Here is an 18,372-nt window from a genome sequence, read left to right on the forward strand (position 1 = left end):
GCATGCTAAGGGTTTTATGGAACGGTAAATCGGGGTTAATATCAAATCAAAATAGAATAGATGCCATATCGAATAACATAGCTAATGTAGATACAAATGGATATAAGAGGGTGGATGTAGCCTTTTTAGATATTCTAAATGAGAGCGTAAATAGGTTAGGAGTTCCAATAACTTCTGATTATAAAGATAACCTCTCCGTTGGAAGCGGGACAAAAGGTGAACGTATTGTCAGGGATTTTTCACAAGGAATTCTAAAGGAGACAGGAAGAAAAACTGATTTAGCTATAGAAGGGGAAGGATATTTTAGATTGGTGGATAATGAAGGAAGAAATTTTTATACAAGGGATGGAGCCTTTAAAATAGATGCAGATGGTAACTTTGTTCATTCATCAGGTTTAATTTTAAATATAGAAAATTATAATAACAATTTATCAGATAACGATAGAATTAGGATTAGCCACGATGGGAATATATTTAAAATAAATAATGATGAGGAAGAATTAGTAGGCAAAATTAACCTTTATAGAATAATCGGACAGGATGCAATTGTTTCAAAGGGTGAAAATGTTTATTCAGCTGATAATGTTGAAGCTTTGGAAAAATTTCATTTAAGGCAAGGCTTTTTAGAAGCATCAAATGCAGATATAACTAAGGAGCTTACTAACATGTTAGTTACACAAAGGGCCTTTGAATTAAGTGCTAGAACTGTAAAATCAGCAGACGAGATGTGGCAAATCGCTAATAATTTGAGAGGAAGATAAAATTTGAATAAAAACCTCCTTATAGGTAAATAATTACTAAAAAAGCCTATAGGGAGGTTTTATATTAATGGATGAGAAAATAGTAAAATTAATTTCAGATAAAAAATTGAATGAAGCAAAGGTTTTGGCTATGAAAACTTATTTTTTGAACAAGAAAAAGTATTATTATTACTTGGGATTATGTTATTGTGCAGAAGGAAAGTATTCAGAGGCCATAGAAAAGTTTTTAAAAGCTGAAAAACTTGGTTTAAAACACTATTTGCTATATTATAATCTTGGAACTGCATATATTGAAATTAACAAACTTGATAATGCCAAGGAATGCCTAAAAAAGTCCATTGAGTTAAATAACAATTATAATAATAGCTTTCTAAACTTAGCATATATCTATATAAAGGAGAAAAATCTAAAGGCAGCCTATAGAATTATAAAGAGCGTTTCCTGTTTTAATGATGTCCCTTTGCTTTATGAAATTGAGGAAAATATTTATAAAGAATTAATTAAATAGGGAGGATATATGAAGCCTAAAAAGTTAAATAAGGGGGATAAAATTGGAATTATAGCTCCAGCAAGTCCTTGCTATAATCAAGATTTATTTATGGAGGGAGTTAAAGTCCTTAGAAATTTGGGGTTTGAAATTGAATTAGGGAAAAGCTGCTTTGCAAGGGAGGGCTTTCTTGCAGGAGATGACTATTTGAGGGCAGATGATTTTAATACTTTTTTTAAAAGAAGGGATATCGATGCAATTTTTTGCCTAAGGGGAGGATATGGTTCAATAAGATTGCTGGATAAAATCGATTGGAACGGCGTTAGAAATAATCCAAAGATATTCGTCGGATACAGCGATATTACCGCACTTTTGAATGTTATTTATAATAAAACAAAATGTATTTGCTTTCACGGACCGATGGTGGCAACAGGTGATCTTTTTAACGATATTAATTTGAAAATGCTATTAGAAAGTTTACAAGGGAATATAAGAAGGTATAAAATAAATTTAAAATGTATAAATCCTGGACAAGCAGAAGGAGTTATAATTGGAGGTAATCTTTCGGTATTAGTTTCCCTCATTGGAACAAAATATAATATTGATTTTAAAGATAAGGTTTTGTTTATTGAGGATATAAACGAAGAACCTTATAAAATCGATAGAATGCTCCAAACATTGAAATATGCCGGTATATTTGATAAACTAAAAGCAATAATAATTGGACAATTTACAAACTGTGAATCTCTTGATGAAAAAAGCTTTACCCTACATCAAGTTTTAATGAACTTTTTCAGAGAAATTAAAATTCCTGTTTATTATGGATTGGAAGCCGGACATGGAAAGATAAAAATCACTATTCCAATTGGAATAAAAGTAAAAATTGAAGATAATAATCTTTCTTTTTCGGAGGAGGCAGTTTTTTATGATTAATTTTTTTAATGAAGCAAAAAGCATTCAAAGGGAACTTGTATTTATAAGGAGGGAATTACACAAAAACCCAGAGATTGATAGAGATTTAAAATTTACAGCAGGACTTGTTGAGTCATATTTAAAAGATTATGGAATTAAATACAAAAGATACGATAATTGTGGAATTGTTGCTGAGATAGGGGAAGGTGAAAATATAGTTGCATTACGTGCGGATATGGATGCCCTTGAAATTGAGGACTTAAAAGATGTTTCATATAAATCATTAAAACCAGGTCTTATGCACGCCTGTGGTCACGATGCCCACACAGCAATCCAGATAGGTGCAGCAATTATTTTAAAAAAATATGAAGATAACTTAGGGGGAAGGGTTAGGCTTATATTCCAACCGGCAGAAGAAACTGACGGTGGGGCAAGGGATATGATTGAATTTGGAGCGTTAAAGGATGTAAAGGCAATATATGCTTTACATATTGACGAAACTTTGGATGTTGGGACTATTGGTGTAAAAAAGGGAATAGTTGCAGCTGCGTCGAATCCTTTTAAAATTATTGTTGAAGGTAAAGGTTCCCATGGTGCATATCCCCAAGATGGAATTGATAGCATCTTAATTGCAGCAAAAATTATAGATAATTTGCAATCTATAATTTCAAGGGAGATTGCAGCAACAGATTCGGCTGTAATAACTGTTGGAAAAATAAGTGGAGGAACAGCGGCAAATGCAGTGGCAAGAAGGGTTGAATTAGAGGGTATTATAAGAACTTTAGGTGATGATGTCAGAAGTTTTGTCCTAAAAAGAGTAGAAGAAATTGTAAAAATGACTGCCAATATGTATAGAGCCAGAGTCACATTAGACTTAAAAGAGAGTTACCCTTCTTTTTCGAACGATGATAAACTTTATAACACATTTATAAAGGAACTTAGTGAACTGGATAAGATAAGGGTTATTGAACTTCCAAAACCAGGTATGGGGGTAGAGGATTTTGCATATTATACTAAAATAGTGCCCGGATTATATTATAAATTAGGCTGTAGGAATGAGTTGAAGGGCATTGTAAATCCTGCCCATGGAAGCTATTTTGATATCGATGAAGAATGTCTATGGATAGGGACAGCTATTCAATGTATTAATGCATATAGTTTTTTAAATAATCATAAGTAATATTATCATAACTGATAAATGTATAAAAAACAAATAATAAAAATATAATCATATAAAAGAATATTTCAAGGTGCTTTTTATGAAAAAAAGAATATCAGAACTTAACAAATATATAACAGATGAATATCTAAAAAAAATAAATACAATACTATTAAACCATTATAATATTACCCCAACATCAGTAGAAAAGGTAAGAAGTGCCTTTAAAGTAAATACAGAAAGGTCTATTTATTGCTTAAAGGAATTTAAACATAATGATAAAAAAGCTTCAATAGGATATCACTTAACAAGATTTTTAAAGGACAATGGTTTTGACGGGGTGGCCGATTATATTAAAACGGTGGATGGAAAAGATGTTATAAAATATAATAAAAGATATTATTATCTGACCAGTTGGATAGAAGGTTCTGAGTGTGATTTTAAAGATATAAATGTTTTAAAACAGGCTTGTGCTTTTTTGGCAGACTTTCATAATAAATCGAAGGGCTTTCATATAAATTCATTTAAAATAAAAAGCAATTATAACAAATGGGAAAAGAAAGTTTTGAGTATAAAAAAGGACCTTTTAAAATTTAAGAGTATTATTACAAGTAAAATCTTAAAAACGTATTTTGATGAGGAGTATTATAAATTAATAGATTTCAATTTAAAGCTTTGCGATAAAGCGCTTCAAATATTTAGCAAGGAATCCTATAAAAGACTTTGTGAAAAGGCCAAAAATGAAAGATTAATTTGTCATGATAGTTTTTATTATCAAAATCTTTTAATCAATAATAATGGTAAGATGTTTCTTATTGATTTAGACAGCGTTATATATGATCTTCCTATATATGATTTGGCAAAGTTTATAAGAAGAATAATGAATAAAAGTTATATTGAATGGAACTTTGAGATAGCAAAGGACTTAATTTTTGCTTACGATGAAATTAGAAAAATTGCAAGGGATGAATTTGAGATATTTTTGGGACATTTGATTATTCCTCATAGATTCTGGAAGCTGGGGAAGAAAAGATACTTAAAAAGAAAGGAATGGAGCGAGGAAAAATATTTAAAAAAGCTAAACAAAGAAATAAGGTTAAAGGATAAAAGAGAAGAATTTATTAATAAATTTATTGAAAATTATTTGATAAAATAAAAAGCAGCTTAAAAGCTGCTTTTTTGGTGGCCAGAGCCGGAATCGAACCAGCGACACGGGGATTTTCAGTCCCCTGCTCTACCTACTGAGCTATCTGGCCGTATTAAATTGGTGGGCCTTCAGGGACTCGAACCCCGGACCGACCGGTTATGAGCCGGTTGCTCTAGCCAGCTGAGCTAAAGGCCCTAATGGTGACCCCTAGGGGATTCGAACCCCTGTTACCGCCGTGAAAGGGCGATGTCTTAACCACTTGACCAAGGGGCCATATTCAGTTACAATCTTTATAAGAGCGACCTGACATGTAATAATATATCATGGTATTAACGATATGTCAATACTTTTTTTATAAATTTTTTAAGGGGGATATTATGATAAAAATAAAATTTTGCGGGGCAGCTAAATCTGTTACAGGTTCCTGCTATTTAATTGAAACAAGTGAAAGAAAATTTTTAGTAGACTGTGGTTTGTTTCAAGGTAAAGAATCAAAGACCAATCAAAGCAATTTTCCATTTAATCCAGAGGAAATAGACTTTGTAATTTTAACCCATGCCCACATAGACCATTCAGGAAGATTACCACTACTTGTAAAGAAAGGCTTTAAAGGATCGATTTTTTGCACCTCTGCAACTCAAGATCTTGCAAAAATAATGTTAGTTGATAGTGGGCATATTCAAGAAATGGATGCCATAAATGAGAACAAAAAACGCCAAAGAAAGGGATTGCCATTAATAGAACCTTTGTATACCGCAGAAGATGGAGACAAAGTAAAAGACTATTTAGTTGCAGTTCCATACAACCACGTGCAAAGAATTGATAATGATATATATATAAATTTAAAGGATGCGGGGCATCTATTAGGTTCATCAATTGTAGAATTATTTATAAAAGATGATGGTGTTACAAAGAAAATTGTATTTTCTGGGGATTTAGGGAACATAAATATACCTATTATTAAAGATTATGAGTATATAGATTATGCGGATTACTTAATCATTGAGTCTACCTATGGAAATAGATTCCATTCTATTCCAAGTGAGGTTCAAAGCTTATATGCAATCATATTAAATACTATAAAAAATAATGGTAATGTAATAATTCCATCCTTTGCAGTAGGAAGAACCCAGGAGATATTATATCTTTTAAATAAATATATTGATATTGAAAAGCGAAAAGATTTTATTAATATCCAAATATATCTTGATAGTCCCTTAGCAGAAGAAGCAACTGAGATTTTTAAAAAACATAAGGAATGTTATGATGAAGAGGCATTAAATATGTTATCTTTTGATAATGATGTTTTAGAATTTAAAAATTTAACTTTTGTAAAAACAAAAGAAGAATCAATGGAGCTTAACAATAAAAGCGGAGTTGTAATCATTTCCTCAAGTGGAATGTGTGAGGCAGGGAGGATTAAACATCATTTAAAATATAATCTGTGGAAAAAGGAGTCAGCGATTGTTTTTGTTGGTTATCAGGCAGAAGGAACATTAGGACGAAGAATCTTAGACGGGGCAAAAAAGGTAAAAATATTTGGTGAAGAAATTGCAGTTAATGCAAAGATAATTAATATGCCTGGTCTTTCTGGACATGCCGATTTACAAGGTCTCTTAAAATGGTATAAAGGAATTAATAAAGGAGTCAACAAAAAAGTATTTATAACCCATGGTGAAATAGAAACAGCTATGAATTTAAAGGCTATACTGGAAACAGTAAGTTCGACATCTTGCGTTATCCCAGAATACCTTGAAGAATATATTTTGTAGATTGTTGGTGAAATTTTTGGACTAAAAAACCCCATTTATATAAAGGATTATTTGCTTTATCGAAGAAATATTAAAATGGGGTGATTTTATGGAAAGGTCATATACCTTTAAAGAAATATGTGAAAAAACTGGTTATAGGCCATCTGCCGTAAGGTACTATGAAAAGGAATTCGATTTAAAAATAGAAAGGGATGTCAATGGAAGGAGAATATTTAAAGAAAGAGATCTAAACTTACTTTTGCTTATTAAAAAATATCAAGAGGAAGGATACAGCAATCAACAGATAAAAAAGCTAATAGGCAGCATAGATGTTTCTGCTAATGAAGAAATCGCTGTAACAAGTGTTGGAAAAATGGAAGTAATAAATGGTATCAACAAGTCTTCTAATGATGTTTTACTTGTTTTTGAAGAAAAATTTAGAGAAATAAACGAATTGTTAAATCAGTTGAATCAAAATATAAATTCTAAAGAGAGGGATTTACTTTTAACCGAAAATATGAAGCTTAAAATGGAACTAAAACAAAAATCCTATGAAATAATGGAATTAAAAGAAAAATTAAGATATGAAAGGGAAAGAAAAAAGGGATTTTTTTCTAGACTTTTTAGTAAGAAAAGATGAAAGGAGCAGGTATGGTCAAAATTATAAAGGCAGGATGGAGAGATTATTCAAAAGTAAAAGCTTTGTTGTTAAAAACAATAGATTATGACTTTGATATATTTAGCAATTATGATGGAAACATATTATTAGATATGATGGCTAAAAGATGCTTTAAAATAGTTGATAGTAACAAAATAATAGGTTTAATTGTAAAATATGATTTTAAAAGAGAAATACTTTTTATTCCGTTTGAAACAAACGTTTCTTTTAATGAAATAATTAAAGAGTTACAAGATAATTTTTTAGGTGGTTATAGGATTGAATTTTATTATAGAAATATTGAAATATTAAAAAAACTTATTCATGAGTGCAATATTAAATTGCTAAAGGACTATAAATTGATGATTATTGATCTTTCAAAATTTAAATCGATTAATCGATTAACAAATTTGAATAATCTGAGGATAAGAACCATGATCATCAACAAAGAGGAAGATAAAAGAGTTATTCTGCAAAATAGTATATTTGGAGAAAATGTAAAAAGAAAGGCATTATCTTTAGAGGAAGTAAAAAGCGAAGAAAGAAAAAAAGAATTTATTTCAGATTTATGTTTTTTCTTAACATACAACGAAGAAGATATTGGATATGGACAAATAATAAAAAGTTCTGAAGGATATTATCTTATTAATTTTGGGGTGATTCCAGAATATAGAGGGCAAGGAAACGGAAAATTCTTTTTAAATGAAATATTAACTAAGGCAAAGGAGTATGGAATAAAGGAACTTTTTTTAAAAGTTGAAAATGATAACACAAGAGCAGTTAATTTATACTACAATATGGGATTTGAGGAGATAATAAATGCTGCAACGATATTGATTTAAGGGCTGCTTTTGCAGCCCTTAACCATTATATATTTTCTTTCAAAACCTTTCCCAATCTTTTTATTCCTTCAATTATTTTATCTTCTGGCATATTTGAGAAATTCAATCTAAAATGATTTGGATGTCCACCATTTGGGAAGAAGGAACCACCAGGCACGAAGGCTACCTTATCCCTCAATGCGATTTTTAGTAGTTCAGCAGCATCTATACCTTCTGGTAGAGTAACCCATGTAAATAATCCACCATTAGGATAGGTATACTTAATATTTTCTGGGAATTCTTTTTTGATCATATCAATCATTAAATCTCTTCTTCTTCTATATACTTCTTTTATCTTATTAATATGCTCATCCAAATTATAAACCTGCATAAAGGCTGCAGCTTCTCTTTGTGATATTGAGCTTGACTGCAAATCTGCACCCTGCTTAACAATAATATACTTATTTAAAATATCTTTATCTGCACATATCCAACCGAGTCTTAATCCTGGGCAGAAGGTTTTAGAAAATGTTCCAAGATAAATAACAAGTCCCTTTTTATCTAAACTTTTAATGGAAGGAATCATGTCGCCCTCAAATCTTAGTTCACCATAAGGATTGTCCTCAATTATAGGAATATTATATTTTTCAGCAAGTTCTAACATTTTTACTCTTCTTTCAAAACTTAGGGTTTTTCCAGTAGGATTTTGAAAATCGGGTATAGTATAGATAAATTTTGCATTTGGATGCTTTTCTAATGCCTTTTCAAGTTCTTCTATAATCATTCCGTTATCATCCATAGGAATTTCAACGAATTTAGGCATATATGCTTTAAAGGCATTAATAGCCCCTAAATAGCTTGGGCTTTCGCAGATTACTATGTCATCCTTATCAAGAAAAACTCTACCAGTAAAATCTAACCCTTGTTGTGAACCGTTAGTAATTAGTATATTTTCATAAGTAGCATTAACTCCAACAGCCTTCATTCTTTGCTCAGCTATAATTTTTCTAAGTGGAGTATAACCTTCGGTAGGACCGTATTGAAGTGCAGCTTTTCCTTCATCATTCAAAACCTTATGAGATATGACTTTCATTTCTTCTATTGGGAAAAGTTCAGGTGCAGGAAGACCACCAGCAAAGGATATAATATCAGGTTCCTCAGTTAGCTTTAAAAGCTCGCGTATTTCAGAAGCTTTCAAATGATTCATTCTTTCTGATAACCTAAATTCCATAAAAGATACCCCCATAATATTATTATAAATTGTGGAGAAAATAATGATATATTAAAATTTTCTGACATTAATTATTATAGCAAATTTATTGCGAGGCAACAACAAAAATTGCAATATTCTGAATCTATATTGAAATTTTCTATAATTGAGGTGATTGTATGCTAAACATGATTGCAATAGCTCTTGCACCAACGATTGCACTCTTGATTTTTATTTATCAAAAGGATAGATATGATAGGGAACCTGCTCAAATACTTTTTAAGCTTTTTATCTTCGGCTTTTTTTCAACTATTCCAGTTTATTATGTTGAAAAGTTTTTATTGAGCTTTAATCAAAGTCCTCTTTATGTAGCCTTTGTTGTGGCAGGATTAACAGAAGAGCTATTTAAATTTTTAGTTACTTATAACATTGCATTTAAAATATATGAATATAATGAAAAGTTAGATGGCATTATTTATTCCGTATTTACCTCCCTGGGATTTGCTACAGCTGAAAATCTTTTATATGTTCTAAATCAAAGGAACTTTATATATACAGGCATTTTTAGAGGGATATTCTCCGTCCCAGGGCACATGCTGTTTGCAATAAGCATGGGTTATTACCTTTCTATAGCTAAATTTGCCAATGATAAAGGTAGCACATATTTAATAATGTCACTTGTTATCCCGATTATTTTACATGGAATTTATGATTATATACTCTTTTCAAGAGTTTACGGATATTTTATTTTATTCATAGCCTTTATCCTTTTCCTCTGGAAATCCGGACTTAAAAAACTTAATTTATATGTTCGTGAGTCAAAGGAAAGGTTTGAAAAAAATAATAAACATAAATAATTTTATGTAAACAAAAATAAGTATTGATTAACAATCGATGAAATAGTATAATTACATTCGTAACTTACACAGGGAGGAATAAATATGAGTTTAAATAGACAAAGGTATTATCACATTATAACAATGGGATGTCAGATGAACGAAGAGGATTCTGAGAAAATTGCAGGTATGCTTGAAAAAATGGGATATGTAAAAACAGATGATAAAGAAAAGGCTGATGTTATTGTAATGAATACCTGTGCAGTTAGGGAAAATCCTGAGACAAAAACCTATGGAAATTTAGGGCAGCTCAAAGCTCTAAAGGCTAAAAAACCAGAACTTATTATAGCTATTGGCGGATGTATGATGCAACAAAAGGGAGTAGGTGAACTTGTAAAAAAGAAATTCCCTTATGTAGATATAATATTTGGAACATTTAATATTCATAGATTCCCAGAGCTCTTGAATAATGCGATGCAGAGTGATACAACAATATTAGAGGTTTGGGAAAAGGAAGGCGAAATAGTAGAGGGGCTTCCAATTCATCGTGAGAGTGATATAAAGGCTTTTGTTACAATTATGCATGGCTGCAATAATTTCTGTTCATACTGCATAGTTCCATACACAAGGGGTAGAGAAAGAAGCAGAAAACCAGAAGCTATTATTAATGAAATAAAACAATTAGCTAAGGATGGCTACAAAGAAGTTACTTTACTTGGACAAAATGTAAATTCTTACGGTAAAGATCTTGATAATATGAGTTTTGCAAAGCTATTAAGGATGGTAAATGAAGTTGAAGGTATTGAAAGGATAAGATTTACAACATCCCATCCAAAGGATCTTACTGATGATGTCATAGATGCAATAAAGGAATGCGAAAAGGTTTGTGAGCATATTCATCTTCCTGTTCAATCTGGCAGTACAAGGATTTTGCAGAAGATGAATAGAAAATATACTAAGGAACAATATTTAGAATTAGTTGAAAAAATTAAAAGCAAAATAGAGGATGTTGCTATAACTACAGACATCATAGTAGGGTTTCCAGGTGAGACTGAGGAGGATTTTGAAGAGACATTGGATGTTGTTAAAAAAGTAGAATATGATTCAGCATTTACCTTCATATACTCAAAAAGGCCGGGAACTCCAGCTGAAAAGTATGAGGATCAAGTTCCTGAAGATGTAAAGCACGAAAGGTTTAACAGACTGGTTGAAATAGTAAATCAGGTGGGTGAAAAAAGAAGTAAGAGGTATCAAGATAGGATCGTTGAAGTATTAGTTGAAGGTCCAAGTAAAACCGACGAAAATAGATTAACAGGTAGAACGAGAACTGGTAAACTAGTTCACTTTACAGGTGGAGATGCATCATTAAAGGGTAAGCTTGTTAATGTTAAGATTACTCAAGCACAAATGTATATTTTGTTAGGAGAATTAGTAGAAGTTATAAGGTAATAAGGAAAGCCGCTGCAAGTTTATCTTTCAGCGGCATTGTTTTTATTATATAATAATAATACACTTAATTTAGGGAGGAATCAGAATTGGGATTAACGCCTATGATGCAACAATATCTTGAAATAAAAGAACAGCATAAGGATTGCATACTTTTTTTTAGATTAGGGGATTTTTATGAAATGTTTTTTGAGGATGCAGAAATTGCATCAAGGGAACTGGAAATTGCTTTAACCGGTAGAGACTGTGGCCTTGATAAAAGAGCACCAATGTGTGGGGTTCCATATCATTCAGCAGAATCCTATATAGCAAAACTTATTGAAAAGGGATATAAGGTTGCTATCTGCGAACAGGTAGAAGATCCTAAACTTGCAAAGGGAATAGTAAAAAGAGAAATAACAAGAATAATAACACCTGGAACTATAATAGAAAGTAGCATGCTCAATGAAAAGGCTAACAATTACATAATTTGCATTTATAACTCAACATCAAAATTAGGCCTTGCTATTTGTGACGTTTCTACTGGAGATTTTTTTGTAACTTCTTTTGATAATGAAAAAAATAAATTAATAGATGAATTGTCTAAATACGCACCTTCGGAACTATTGATTATTGAAGAAAAGCCTAATTCTACAATAAATGAACAATTAGAAATAATAAAAGGAAGATATAATTGTTTAATAAGCCAAATTGAAAAATATGATAATTTAGATATTTTAGATAAGTTCAAAACTGATAATTTCAACGGGGAAGAAATAATATCAGCGGCAACTTTATTGAAATATTTAACGGATACTCAAAAAAGCAGCTTAGGCCATATAACAAGCATAAAAAAATATAATATAAGCGATTTTATGATTTTAGACTCCTTTACAAGAAAAAATTTAGAGCTTACGGAAACATTAAGGACCAGAAGCAAAAAGGGAACGTTAATTGATGTTTTAGATAAAACACTTACTGCGATGGGTGGAAGACTTTTAAGAAAATGGATTGAGGAACCCCTTATGAATATAAAAGAAATAAATAAAAGACTAGAAGCAGTTGAAGAGTTTATAGATAATATTTATATATCATCAGACCTTAGAGAATTTTTAAGAAATATTTATGATATTGAAAGGATATTAAGTAAAATAAGCTGTGAAAGTGCTAATGCAAGGGATTTAAACGCCCTAAAGCAGTCAATATCAATGCTTCCTGATATTAAAGCAGCCTTAAAGGAGTGCAGAAGCGATCTTATAAGAGAAATAGAAAATGATTTTGATACACTAGATGATATATATAATCTTATAAATGCTGCAATCATTGAAAATCCTCCAGTTTCTGTAAAGGAAGGTGGAATTATAAAATCCGGCTATAACCAAGAGGTAGATAAACTAAGGGATGCAATGCTAAACGGGAAAAACTGGATTGCAGAACTTGAACAAAGGGAAAAGGAAGAAACAGGTATCAAATCATTAAAGGTTGGCTATAACAAAGTATTTGGATATTATATTGAAATTACAAAGGCTAATTTGAGTTTAATCCCTAAGGATAGATATATACGCAAACAAACATTAGCTAATGCCGAAAGATTCATTACCCCTGAGCTTAAAGAGATAGAAGAAAATATCTTAGGAGCTGAATCAAAAATAGTCGAACTTGAATATGAACTTTTTGTAGATGTTAGAAATAAAGTCTACTCACAGGTTGAAAGGATAAAAAAGATAGCACAATATTTAGCTATAATAGATGTATTGCTATCCTTTGCTAGGGTTTCCTTTGAGAACAATTATGTTAAACCCGAAATAACAAACGACGGAATTATAGAAATAATAGATGGAAGACATCCAGTGGTTGAAAAGGTTATATCAAGCCCCTTTGTTCCAAACGATACCATTCTTGATAATAAAGAAAATATGATAATTATAATTACGGGACCTAATATGGCAGGTAAATCAACATACTTAAGGCAAGTTGCTTTAATTACTTTACTTTCCCAAGTTGGATGTTTTGTTCCTGCAAAGAAGGCTAAAATATCAATAGTAGATAGGATTTTCACAAGGATAGGTGCTTCAGATGATCTATCCTTAGGTCAAAGCACATTTATGGTTGAAATGACGGAAGTATCGAATATTTTAAAGAATGCAACTAAAAATAGCTTAATTATATTAGATGAAGTAGGAAGAGGAACAAGCACCTATGATGGATTAAGTATTGCCTGGTCGGTAATTGAATATATAAATAAAAGTATCGGTGCAAAGACATTATTTGCAACCCATTATCATGAATTAACAGAACTTGAAGGCAAAATAAAGGGTGTTAAAAATTATTGCATTTCCGTAAAGGAACATGGAGATGATATTATTTTCCTTAGAAAAATTGTAAGAGGTGGTGCAGATCAAAGCTATGGAATACAGGTGGCAAAATTAGCTGGCCTCCCAGATGAGGTTATTAAAAAGGCTAAGGAAATACTCGCCAAATTAGAAGAAAATGATATAAACAAAATTAAAAAGGATGAAGTAATAAAAGAAGTTGCTACAACTTCTTCCTTTGAAATCAACCTATTTAATTACCAAGAAAATGAAATAATAGAGGAGCTTAAAAATATCGATATTCTAAATATAACTCCTATTGAAGCTCTTAATAGATTATATTCATTAACAAATAAAGCAAAGAAATTAGGGTGATAAAATGTCAAAAATAAGAATATTAGATGATGATTTAATAACAAAAATTGCTGCAGGGGAAGTAGTCGAAAGGCCGGCGTCCGTTGTTAAAGAATTGATTGAAAACTCAATAGATGCAGGAGCAAGTATTATAGAGGTTGAAATAGAAAATGGCGGAATAAGCTTAATAAAAATAACAGATAACGGGCATGGTATAGAAAAAGACGATGTTGAGATTGCATTTTTAAGACATACTACATCAAAAATCAAAAATGAGGATGATCTTTATAATATAAGAACATTAGGCTTTAGAGGAGAAGCTCTTGCAAGTATATGTGCTGTTTCAAAGGTAGAGATGATAACCAAAACAAAAGATGATCTGACTGGAACTAAAATTTATATTGAAGGTGGAGAAATTATAGATAAAATTGAATGCGGTGCACCCGACGGAACTACCATTATTGTAAAAGATTTGTTCTATAATACACCTGCAAGGCTAAAATTTTTAAAAACTCCTTCAAGGGAAGCCATGATTGTTTCTGAGATAGTTCAAAGTCTTGCATTATCTAAGGAAAATATATCATTTAAATATAAAAATAATGGTAAGATAGTTTTCGCAACAAAGGGTGATGGAAATTTATTAAATGCTATACTTTCTTTATACGGAAGACAAGTCAAGGATAATCTATTAAAGATCGATTATGAAGAAAATGATATAAAAATCGAAGGGTATATAGGGAATAATGCCTTAGGGAAGAATAATAGAAACTATCAAACGCTTTTTATAAACGGAAGATTAATAAAAAACAAAACAATAAATGCTGCAATTGAAAATGTATATAGATCCTATTCAACTTCGGATAAGTTTCCATTTTATGTTGTCAAAATAATAATGAATCCCCAATTAATAGATGTAAACGTTCATCCAACTAAAGCCGAAGTTAAGTTTCAAAATGATCAGGAGATTTATAGATTGGTTTACAAGGCCCTTCAAAATGCCTTTGCAACTACAGCATCCGTCCCTAAGGTTATTATAGATCTAAATATTGAAAAAAATTTTTCACCAGAAATAAAATCAGAAGAAATAACATTTAGCTTCAATAAGCAAGATAAACAAAGTCTAGAAAAAAGTGATTCAGATGTTTTCAATAGTTATAAACCTAATGTAAAAGAAGATAAGCAAGAATATATAAATGAAAATATAAATAAAGAAAAATCTATAGAAGAGGTTAAAAATTTTGAAGATGAGGAAATAATAGATAATAAGACTTCTACTTTATTTCCTAAATTAGTTCCAATCGGTCAAATACATTTGACATATATTATTGCAGAGGCAGAAAATGAGTTTTATATAATAGACCAGCATGCAGCCCATGAAAGGATCTTATATGAGAAGTATTTAGATGAATATCAAAGAACAGCTATCCATAGCCAAACATTGTTAACTCCTAAAATTATTGATTTGAAGACTTCTGATAAAGAATTCCTTCTTGAAAATATCGAAAATTTTGCTAAAATAGGTTTTGTCATTGAAGATTTCGGAGGTAATTCTATATCATTAAGATCTGTTCCAGTTATTTATGGAAATCCTAATTATATTGATGTATTTAATGAGATTTTGAACGAAATTGTGCAATCTTCAGGCGGTTTTCTAAATTCTATTAATAAAATCATATATACGATGGCATGCAAAGGTGCAATAAAAGCTGGGGATAAATTAACTTTAAGCGAAATGAATAAACTGATCGATGATTTAAGACGTTGTAAGAATCCTTATTCTTGTCCCCATGGAAGACCAACTTTAATAAGGATGAGTTATGATGATCTTGAAAAAAAATTTAGAAGAATCTTGTAAGGTGATTATATGAAAAAAAATATAGTTATAATAGCAGGTCCGACAGCATCAGGCAAGACAAAGATAGGAATAGAACTTGCAAAAAAAATAGATGGTGAAATAGTATCTGCCGATTCAATGCAAATTTATAAATATATGGATATTGGTTCTGCAAAACCTACAAGAGAAGAAATGCAGGGAGTTCCCCATCACATGATAGATGTTGTAGATCCTAAAGAAGAATTTAGTGTTGCCCTTTACCGTCAAATGGCAGTAGACTGTATAGATAATATTATAAAAAGGGGCAAAGTCCCAATAATAGTTGGTGGAACAGGATTATATATAAATTCCTTAACTTATCCTTTGGATTTTACAGAAACGGCAAAGGATGAAGAATATAGATTTTATCTTCAAAATTTGGCTGAGGAAAAGGGTAGTCACTTTATCCATGAAATGCTAAAGGAAGTTGATCCAGAATCATATAATAGGTTACATCCTAACGATTTAAAAAGGATAATAAGGGCATTAGAGGTATATAAAAATACAGGCAGACCTATATCGGAATTTCAAAGGGAATCAAAAAAAAGAGAAATAGATTTTAATCTTGCATATTTTGGACTTACTATGGATAGAACAAAACTTTATGAGAGAATAAATCAAAGGGTAGATGAAATGTTTGAGAAAGGATTAATAGATGAAGTTAAAAAATTAAAGGAAATGGGTTATACTAAGGATATGACTTCTATGCAGGGAATTGGCTATAAGGAAGTTTTTGATTATCTCGATGGTTATTTGACATTAGAAGAAGTAAAGGATATAATAAAACAAAATACAAGAAGGTATGCTAAAAGACAATTAACTTGGTTTAGAAGGGAGGATAGGATATTCTGGATAAACTTAGATGAATTTAGCAGCATTGATGAAGTTTTAAATGTTATGATAAATTACATAAAGGAAAAATTTATGATAATTTAGAATCTTAATTGACAAATAATAATCTATAGAATAAACTAAAAGTAATAACCAAAATTAAGCAATTTTTTGCCTAAAATAAATGGGGGCAAATTATTATCATAATAACTTTGGAGGATGATGGTATGGTTAAAAACGCTAATAATTTACAAGATGTGTTTTTAAATGGGGCTAGGAAAAATAAAATACCCGTTACAATTTTCTTAGTATCAGGGGTTCAGTTAAAGGGTAATGTTAAAGGTTTTGATAGCTTTACAGTTATTTTAGAATCAGAAGGAAAACAAATGATGGTTTATAAGCATGCAATATCTACGATAGTTCCAGCAAAGCCCATTTTATATACAACAGTAAATCAAGAAGAAAAAGAAAATAAAGAAGTATAAAAAACTCGCTTATGGCGAGTTTTTTATAATGTATTTTACTTGGAGGTGCAAAATGCTAGATATTACTAAAAAATTTTTGCAGGAAAAATATAATTTTAGTCCTGTTGCTATTGAAATTGCCGATAAAGCATTAAAGGACGTTGAAAAATATTTTAATGAAATAGATCAAATAAAGGAATACAATCAAATCAAAGTATTAAAGGCTATGCAGGATGAAAAGTTATCTGACTCACATTTTACTTATTCTACCGGTTATGGTTATGGTGACATAGGCAGGGATACATTAGATAGGGTTTATGCCCGTGTATTTAATTGTGAAGATGCCTTGGTAAGGCCCCATATAGTCTCTGGAACTCATGCCATAACAATTGCCTTATTTGGAAATTTAAGACCTAATGATACATTGCTATCAATTACAGGAAAGCCCTATGATACTTTGCTGCAGGTAATAGGAATAGAAGGATCAGAAATGGGATCGTTAAAGGATTACGGAGTAAATTATAGACAAATTGACCTTTTACCTAATGGTAAAATAAATCTAAAAAAAGTAGAAAGGGTATTAAAGGAAGATTCTACAATTAGAATGATAGCAATTCAAAGATCAACTGGATATGCTTGGAGACCTTCGCTACAAATTAATGATATTGAAGAAGCTATTAAATTAATAAAATCTATAAATAAAGATATAATATGTTTTGTTGATAACTGCTATGGAGAATTTATAGATATTAAAGAGCCAACGGATGTGGGTGCTGATATAATAGCAGGTTCTTTAATTAAAAATATAGGTGGAGGTATAGCACCTACAGGGGGATATGTTGCAGGTAAAAAAGAATTTGTAGAAAAGGCAGCGTTCAGATTGACTGCTCCTGGAATTGGAAGAGAGTGTGGATCAACCTTTGGTGTTATAAGGCAAATGTTTCAAGGCTTATTCCTTGCTCCTCACATTACAGCTGAGGCCTTAAAATCAGCAATATTTGCATCTAGACTGCTTGAACTTGCTGGATTTGAAGTTTCGCCAAAATATAATGAAAAAAGAAGTGATATAATTCAAGCTGTTAAATTTAATGATAAAGATAAACTAATTAAATTTATTAAAGGTATTCAAAAAGGATCTCCTGTTGATTCCTTTGTTGATTGTGAGCCATGGGACATGCCAGGCTATACTGATCAGGTAATAATGGCTGCAGGTGCATTTATTCAAGGTTCTTCAATAGAACTTAGCGCAGATGCACCTATTAGACCGCCATATATAGCTTATATTCAAGGTGGCTTAACCTTAGAACACGCTAAGGTTGGTATACTAAAGGGGCTATCAAATATACTAGAATAAAATTTTAAGGGCTGCAT

Annotated in this window: 16 protein-coding genes and 3 tRNA genes; 15 read left to right on the top strand and 4 right to left on the bottom strand. The window is 31.0% G+C overall.

Going from position 1 to position 18,372, the window contains the following annotated elements:
• Positions 1-2: 2 nt before the first annotated feature.
• From Q3V94_RS10200 to Q3V94_RS10220, 5 genes are all read left to right on the top strand, one after another.
• Entirely contained in the window at positions 3-761 is a 759-nt protein-coding gene (locus tag Q3V94_RS10200; protein ID WP_303527416.1) for a flagellar hook-basal body complex protein, read from the top strand.
• Between the two features lie 67 nt (positions 762-828).
• Complete coding sequence (locus Q3V94_RS10205) at positions 829-1,269, top strand: lipopolysaccharide assembly protein LapB (RefSeq protein WP_008907902.1); 441 nt, start codon at positions 829-831, stop codon at positions 1,267-1,269.
• 9 nt (positions 1,270-1,278) lie between these two features.
• Positions 1,279-2,181: an LD-carboxypeptidase gene (locus Q3V94_RS10210; protein ID WP_303527420.1), complete on the top strand. Its 903-nt coding sequence runs from the start codon at positions 1,279-1,281 to the stop codon at positions 2,179-2,181.
• Positions 2,174-3,340 carry a M20 family metallopeptidase gene (locus Q3V94_RS10215; protein WP_303527424.1) on the top strand — a complete coding sequence of 389 codons (1,167 nt, stop codon included), beginning with the start codon at positions 2,174-2,176 and terminating at the stop codon, positions 3,338-3,340. Before Q3V94_RS10210 ends, Q3V94_RS10215 begins: the two co-directional genes overlap by 8 nt.
• Before the next feature lie 79 nt (positions 3,341-3,419).
• Positions 3,420-4,475, top strand: a complete 1,056-nt coding sequence (locus tag Q3V94_RS10220; RefSeq protein WP_303527427.1) for a CotS family spore coat protein — start codon at positions 3,420-3,422, stop codon at positions 4,473-4,475.
• A 24-nt stretch (positions 4,476-4,499) separates the two neighbouring features.
• Here Q3V94_RS10220 and Q3V94_RS10225 read toward each other — a convergent pair.
• The 3 genes from Q3V94_RS10225 to Q3V94_RS10235 form a co-directional block, all read right to left on the bottom strand.
• Positions 4,500-4,575, bottom strand: a tRNA-Phe gene (locus Q3V94_RS10225).
• Between the two features lie 9 nt (positions 4,576-4,584).
• A tRNA-Ile gene (locus Q3V94_RS10230) sits at positions 4,585-4,661 on the bottom strand.
• A 3-nt stretch (positions 4,662-4,664) separates the two neighbouring features.
• Positions 4,665-4,739 (bottom strand) — tRNA-Glu (locus tag Q3V94_RS10235).
• A 104-nt stretch (positions 4,740-4,843) separates the two neighbouring features.
• On the opposite strand from Q3V94_RS10235, the gene Q3V94_RS10240 reads away from it, so the two are divergent.
• The 3 genes from Q3V94_RS10240 (at position 4,844) to Q3V94_RS10250 (ending at position 7,717) form a co-directional block, all read left to right on the top strand.
• On the top strand, positions 4,844-6,238 hold the full coding sequence (locus Q3V94_RS10240) for an MBL fold metallo-hydrolase (protein WP_008907906.1): 1,395 nt from the start codon (positions 4,844-4,846) through the stop codon (positions 6,236-6,238).
• 88 nt (positions 6,239-6,326) lie between these two features.
• On the top strand, positions 6,327-6,857 hold the full coding sequence (locus Q3V94_RS10245) for a MerR family transcriptional regulator (protein ID WP_008907907.1): 531 nt from the start codon (positions 6,327-6,329) through the stop codon (positions 6,855-6,857).
• Between the two features lie 11 nt (positions 6,858-6,868).
• Positions 6,869-7,717 (top strand): GNAT family N-acetyltransferase, encoded by an 849-nt coding sequence (locus tag Q3V94_RS10250; protein WP_303527430.1) that lies wholly within the window; start codon positions 6,869-6,871, stop codon positions 7,715-7,717.
• A gap of 25 nt (positions 7,718-7,742) precedes the next feature.
• Here Q3V94_RS10250 and Q3V94_RS10255 read toward each other — a convergent pair whose 3' ends face one another.
• Positions 7,743-8,927 carry a PLP-dependent aminotransferase family protein gene (locus Q3V94_RS10255; RefSeq protein WP_008907910.1) on the bottom strand — a complete coding sequence of 395 codons (1,185 nt, stop codon included), beginning with the start codon at positions 8,925-8,927 and terminating at the stop codon, positions 7,743-7,745.
• A gap of 158 nt (positions 8,928-9,085) precedes the next feature.
• On the opposite strand from Q3V94_RS10255, the gene Q3V94_RS10260 reads away from it, so the two are divergent.
• The 7 genes from Q3V94_RS10260 (at position 9,086) to Q3V94_RS10290 (ending at position 18,355) form a co-directional block, all read left to right on the top strand.
• Entirely contained in the window at positions 9,086-9,763 is a 678-nt protein-coding gene (locus Q3V94_RS10260) for a PrsW family glutamic-type intramembrane protease (protein WP_008907911.1), read from the top strand.
• 84 nt (positions 9,764-9,847) lie between these two features.
• Positions 9,848-11,191, top strand: coding sequence for a tRNA (N6-isopentenyl adenosine(37)-C2)-methylthiotransferase MiaB (gene miaB / locus Q3V94_RS10265; protein WP_008907912.1), 1,344 nt, complete (start codon positions 9,848-9,850; stop codon positions 11,189-11,191).
• A gap of 86 nt (positions 11,192-11,277) precedes the next feature.
• Positions 11,278-13,854: a DNA mismatch repair protein MutS gene (gene mutS / locus Q3V94_RS10270; protein ID WP_303527432.1), complete on the top strand. Its 2,577-nt coding sequence runs from the start codon at positions 11,278-11,280 to the stop codon at positions 13,852-13,854.
• Between the two features lie 4 nt (positions 13,855-13,858).
• Positions 13,859-15,688 carry a DNA mismatch repair endonuclease MutL gene (gene mutL, locus Q3V94_RS10275; protein ID WP_008907914.1) on the top strand — a complete coding sequence of 610 codons (1,830 nt, stop codon included), beginning with the start codon at positions 13,859-13,861 and terminating at the stop codon, positions 15,686-15,688.
• 9 nt (positions 15,689-15,697) lie between these two features.
• Positions 15,698-16,642, top strand: a complete 945-nt coding sequence (gene miaA, locus Q3V94_RS10280) for a tRNA (adenosine(37)-N6)-dimethylallyltransferase MiaA (protein ID WP_008907915.1) — start codon at positions 15,698-15,700, stop codon at positions 16,640-16,642.
• 122 nt (positions 16,643-16,764) lie between these two features.
• Entirely contained in the window at positions 16,765-17,022 is a 258-nt protein-coding gene (gene hfq, locus Q3V94_RS10285) for an RNA chaperone Hfq (protein WP_008907916.1), read from the top strand.
• Between the two features lie 52 nt (positions 17,023-17,074).
• Entirely contained in the window at positions 17,075-18,355 is a 1,281-nt protein-coding gene (locus Q3V94_RS10290; RefSeq protein ID WP_303527437.1) for a methionine gamma-lyase family protein, read from the top strand.
• The last annotated feature ends 17 nt before the right edge of the window (positions 18,356-18,372 follow it).

The sequence above is a fragment of the Caloramator sp. CAR-1 genome, assembly GCF_030546345.1.
Taxonomy (GTDB): Bacteria; Bacillota; Clostridia; order Clostridiales; family Caloramatoraceae; genus Caloramator; species Caloramator australicus.

Excerpts from the sequence above, each read along its gene's own strand:
- Q3V94_RS10200 (WP_303527416.1), top strand. The coding sequence starts at position 3 with ATGCTAAGGGTTTTATGGAACGGTAAATCGGGGTTAATATCAAATCAA.
- Q3V94_RS10205 (WP_008907902.1), top strand. The coding sequence starts at position 829 with ATGGATGAGAAAATAGTAAAATTAATTTCAGATAAAAAATTGAATGAA.
- Q3V94_RS10210 (WP_303527420.1), top strand. The coding sequence starts at position 1,279 with ATGAAGCCTAAAAAGTTAAATAAGGGGGATAAAATTGGAATTATAGCT.
- Q3V94_RS10215 (WP_303527424.1), top strand. The coding sequence starts at position 2,174 with ATGATTAATTTTTTTAATGAAGCAAAAAGCATTCAAAGGGAACTTGTA.
- Q3V94_RS10220 (WP_303527427.1), top strand. The coding sequence starts at position 3,420 with ATGAAAAAAAGAATATCAGAACTTAACAAATATATAACAGATGAATAT.
- Q3V94_RS10240 (WP_008907906.1), top strand. The coding sequence starts at position 4,844 with ATGATAAAAATAAAATTTTGCGGGGCAGCTAAATCTGTTACAGGTTCC.
- Q3V94_RS10245 (WP_008907907.1), top strand. The coding sequence starts at position 6,327 with ATGGAAAGGTCATATACCTTTAAAGAAATATGTGAAAAAACTGGTTAT.
- Q3V94_RS10250 (WP_303527430.1), top strand. The coding sequence starts at position 6,869 with ATGGTCAAAATTATAAAGGCAGGATGGAGAGATTATTCAAAAGTAAAA.
- Q3V94_RS10255 (WP_008907910.1), bottom strand. The coding sequence starts at position 8,927 with ATGGAATTTAGGTTATCAGAAAGAATGAATCATTTGAAAGCTTCTGAA.
- Q3V94_RS10260 (WP_008907911.1), top strand. The coding sequence starts at position 9,086 with ATGCTAAACATGATTGCAATAGCTCTTGCACCAACGATTGCACTCTTG.
- miaB (WP_008907912.1), top strand. The coding sequence starts at position 9,848 with ATGAGTTTAAATAGACAAAGGTATTATCACATTATAACAATGGGATGT.
- mutL (WP_008907914.1), top strand. The coding sequence starts at position 13,859 with ATGTCAAAAATAAGAATATTAGATGATGATTTAATAACAAAAATTGCT.
- miaA (WP_008907915.1), top strand. The coding sequence starts at position 15,698 with ATGAAAAAAAATATAGTTATAATAGCAGGTCCGACAGCATCAGGCAAG.
- hfq (WP_008907916.1), top strand. The coding sequence starts at position 16,765 with ATGGTTAAAAACGCTAATAATTTACAAGATGTGTTTTTAAATGGGGCT.
- Q3V94_RS10290 (WP_303527437.1), top strand. The coding sequence starts at position 17,075 with ATGCTAGATATTACTAAAAAATTTTTGCAGGAAAAATATAATTTTAGT.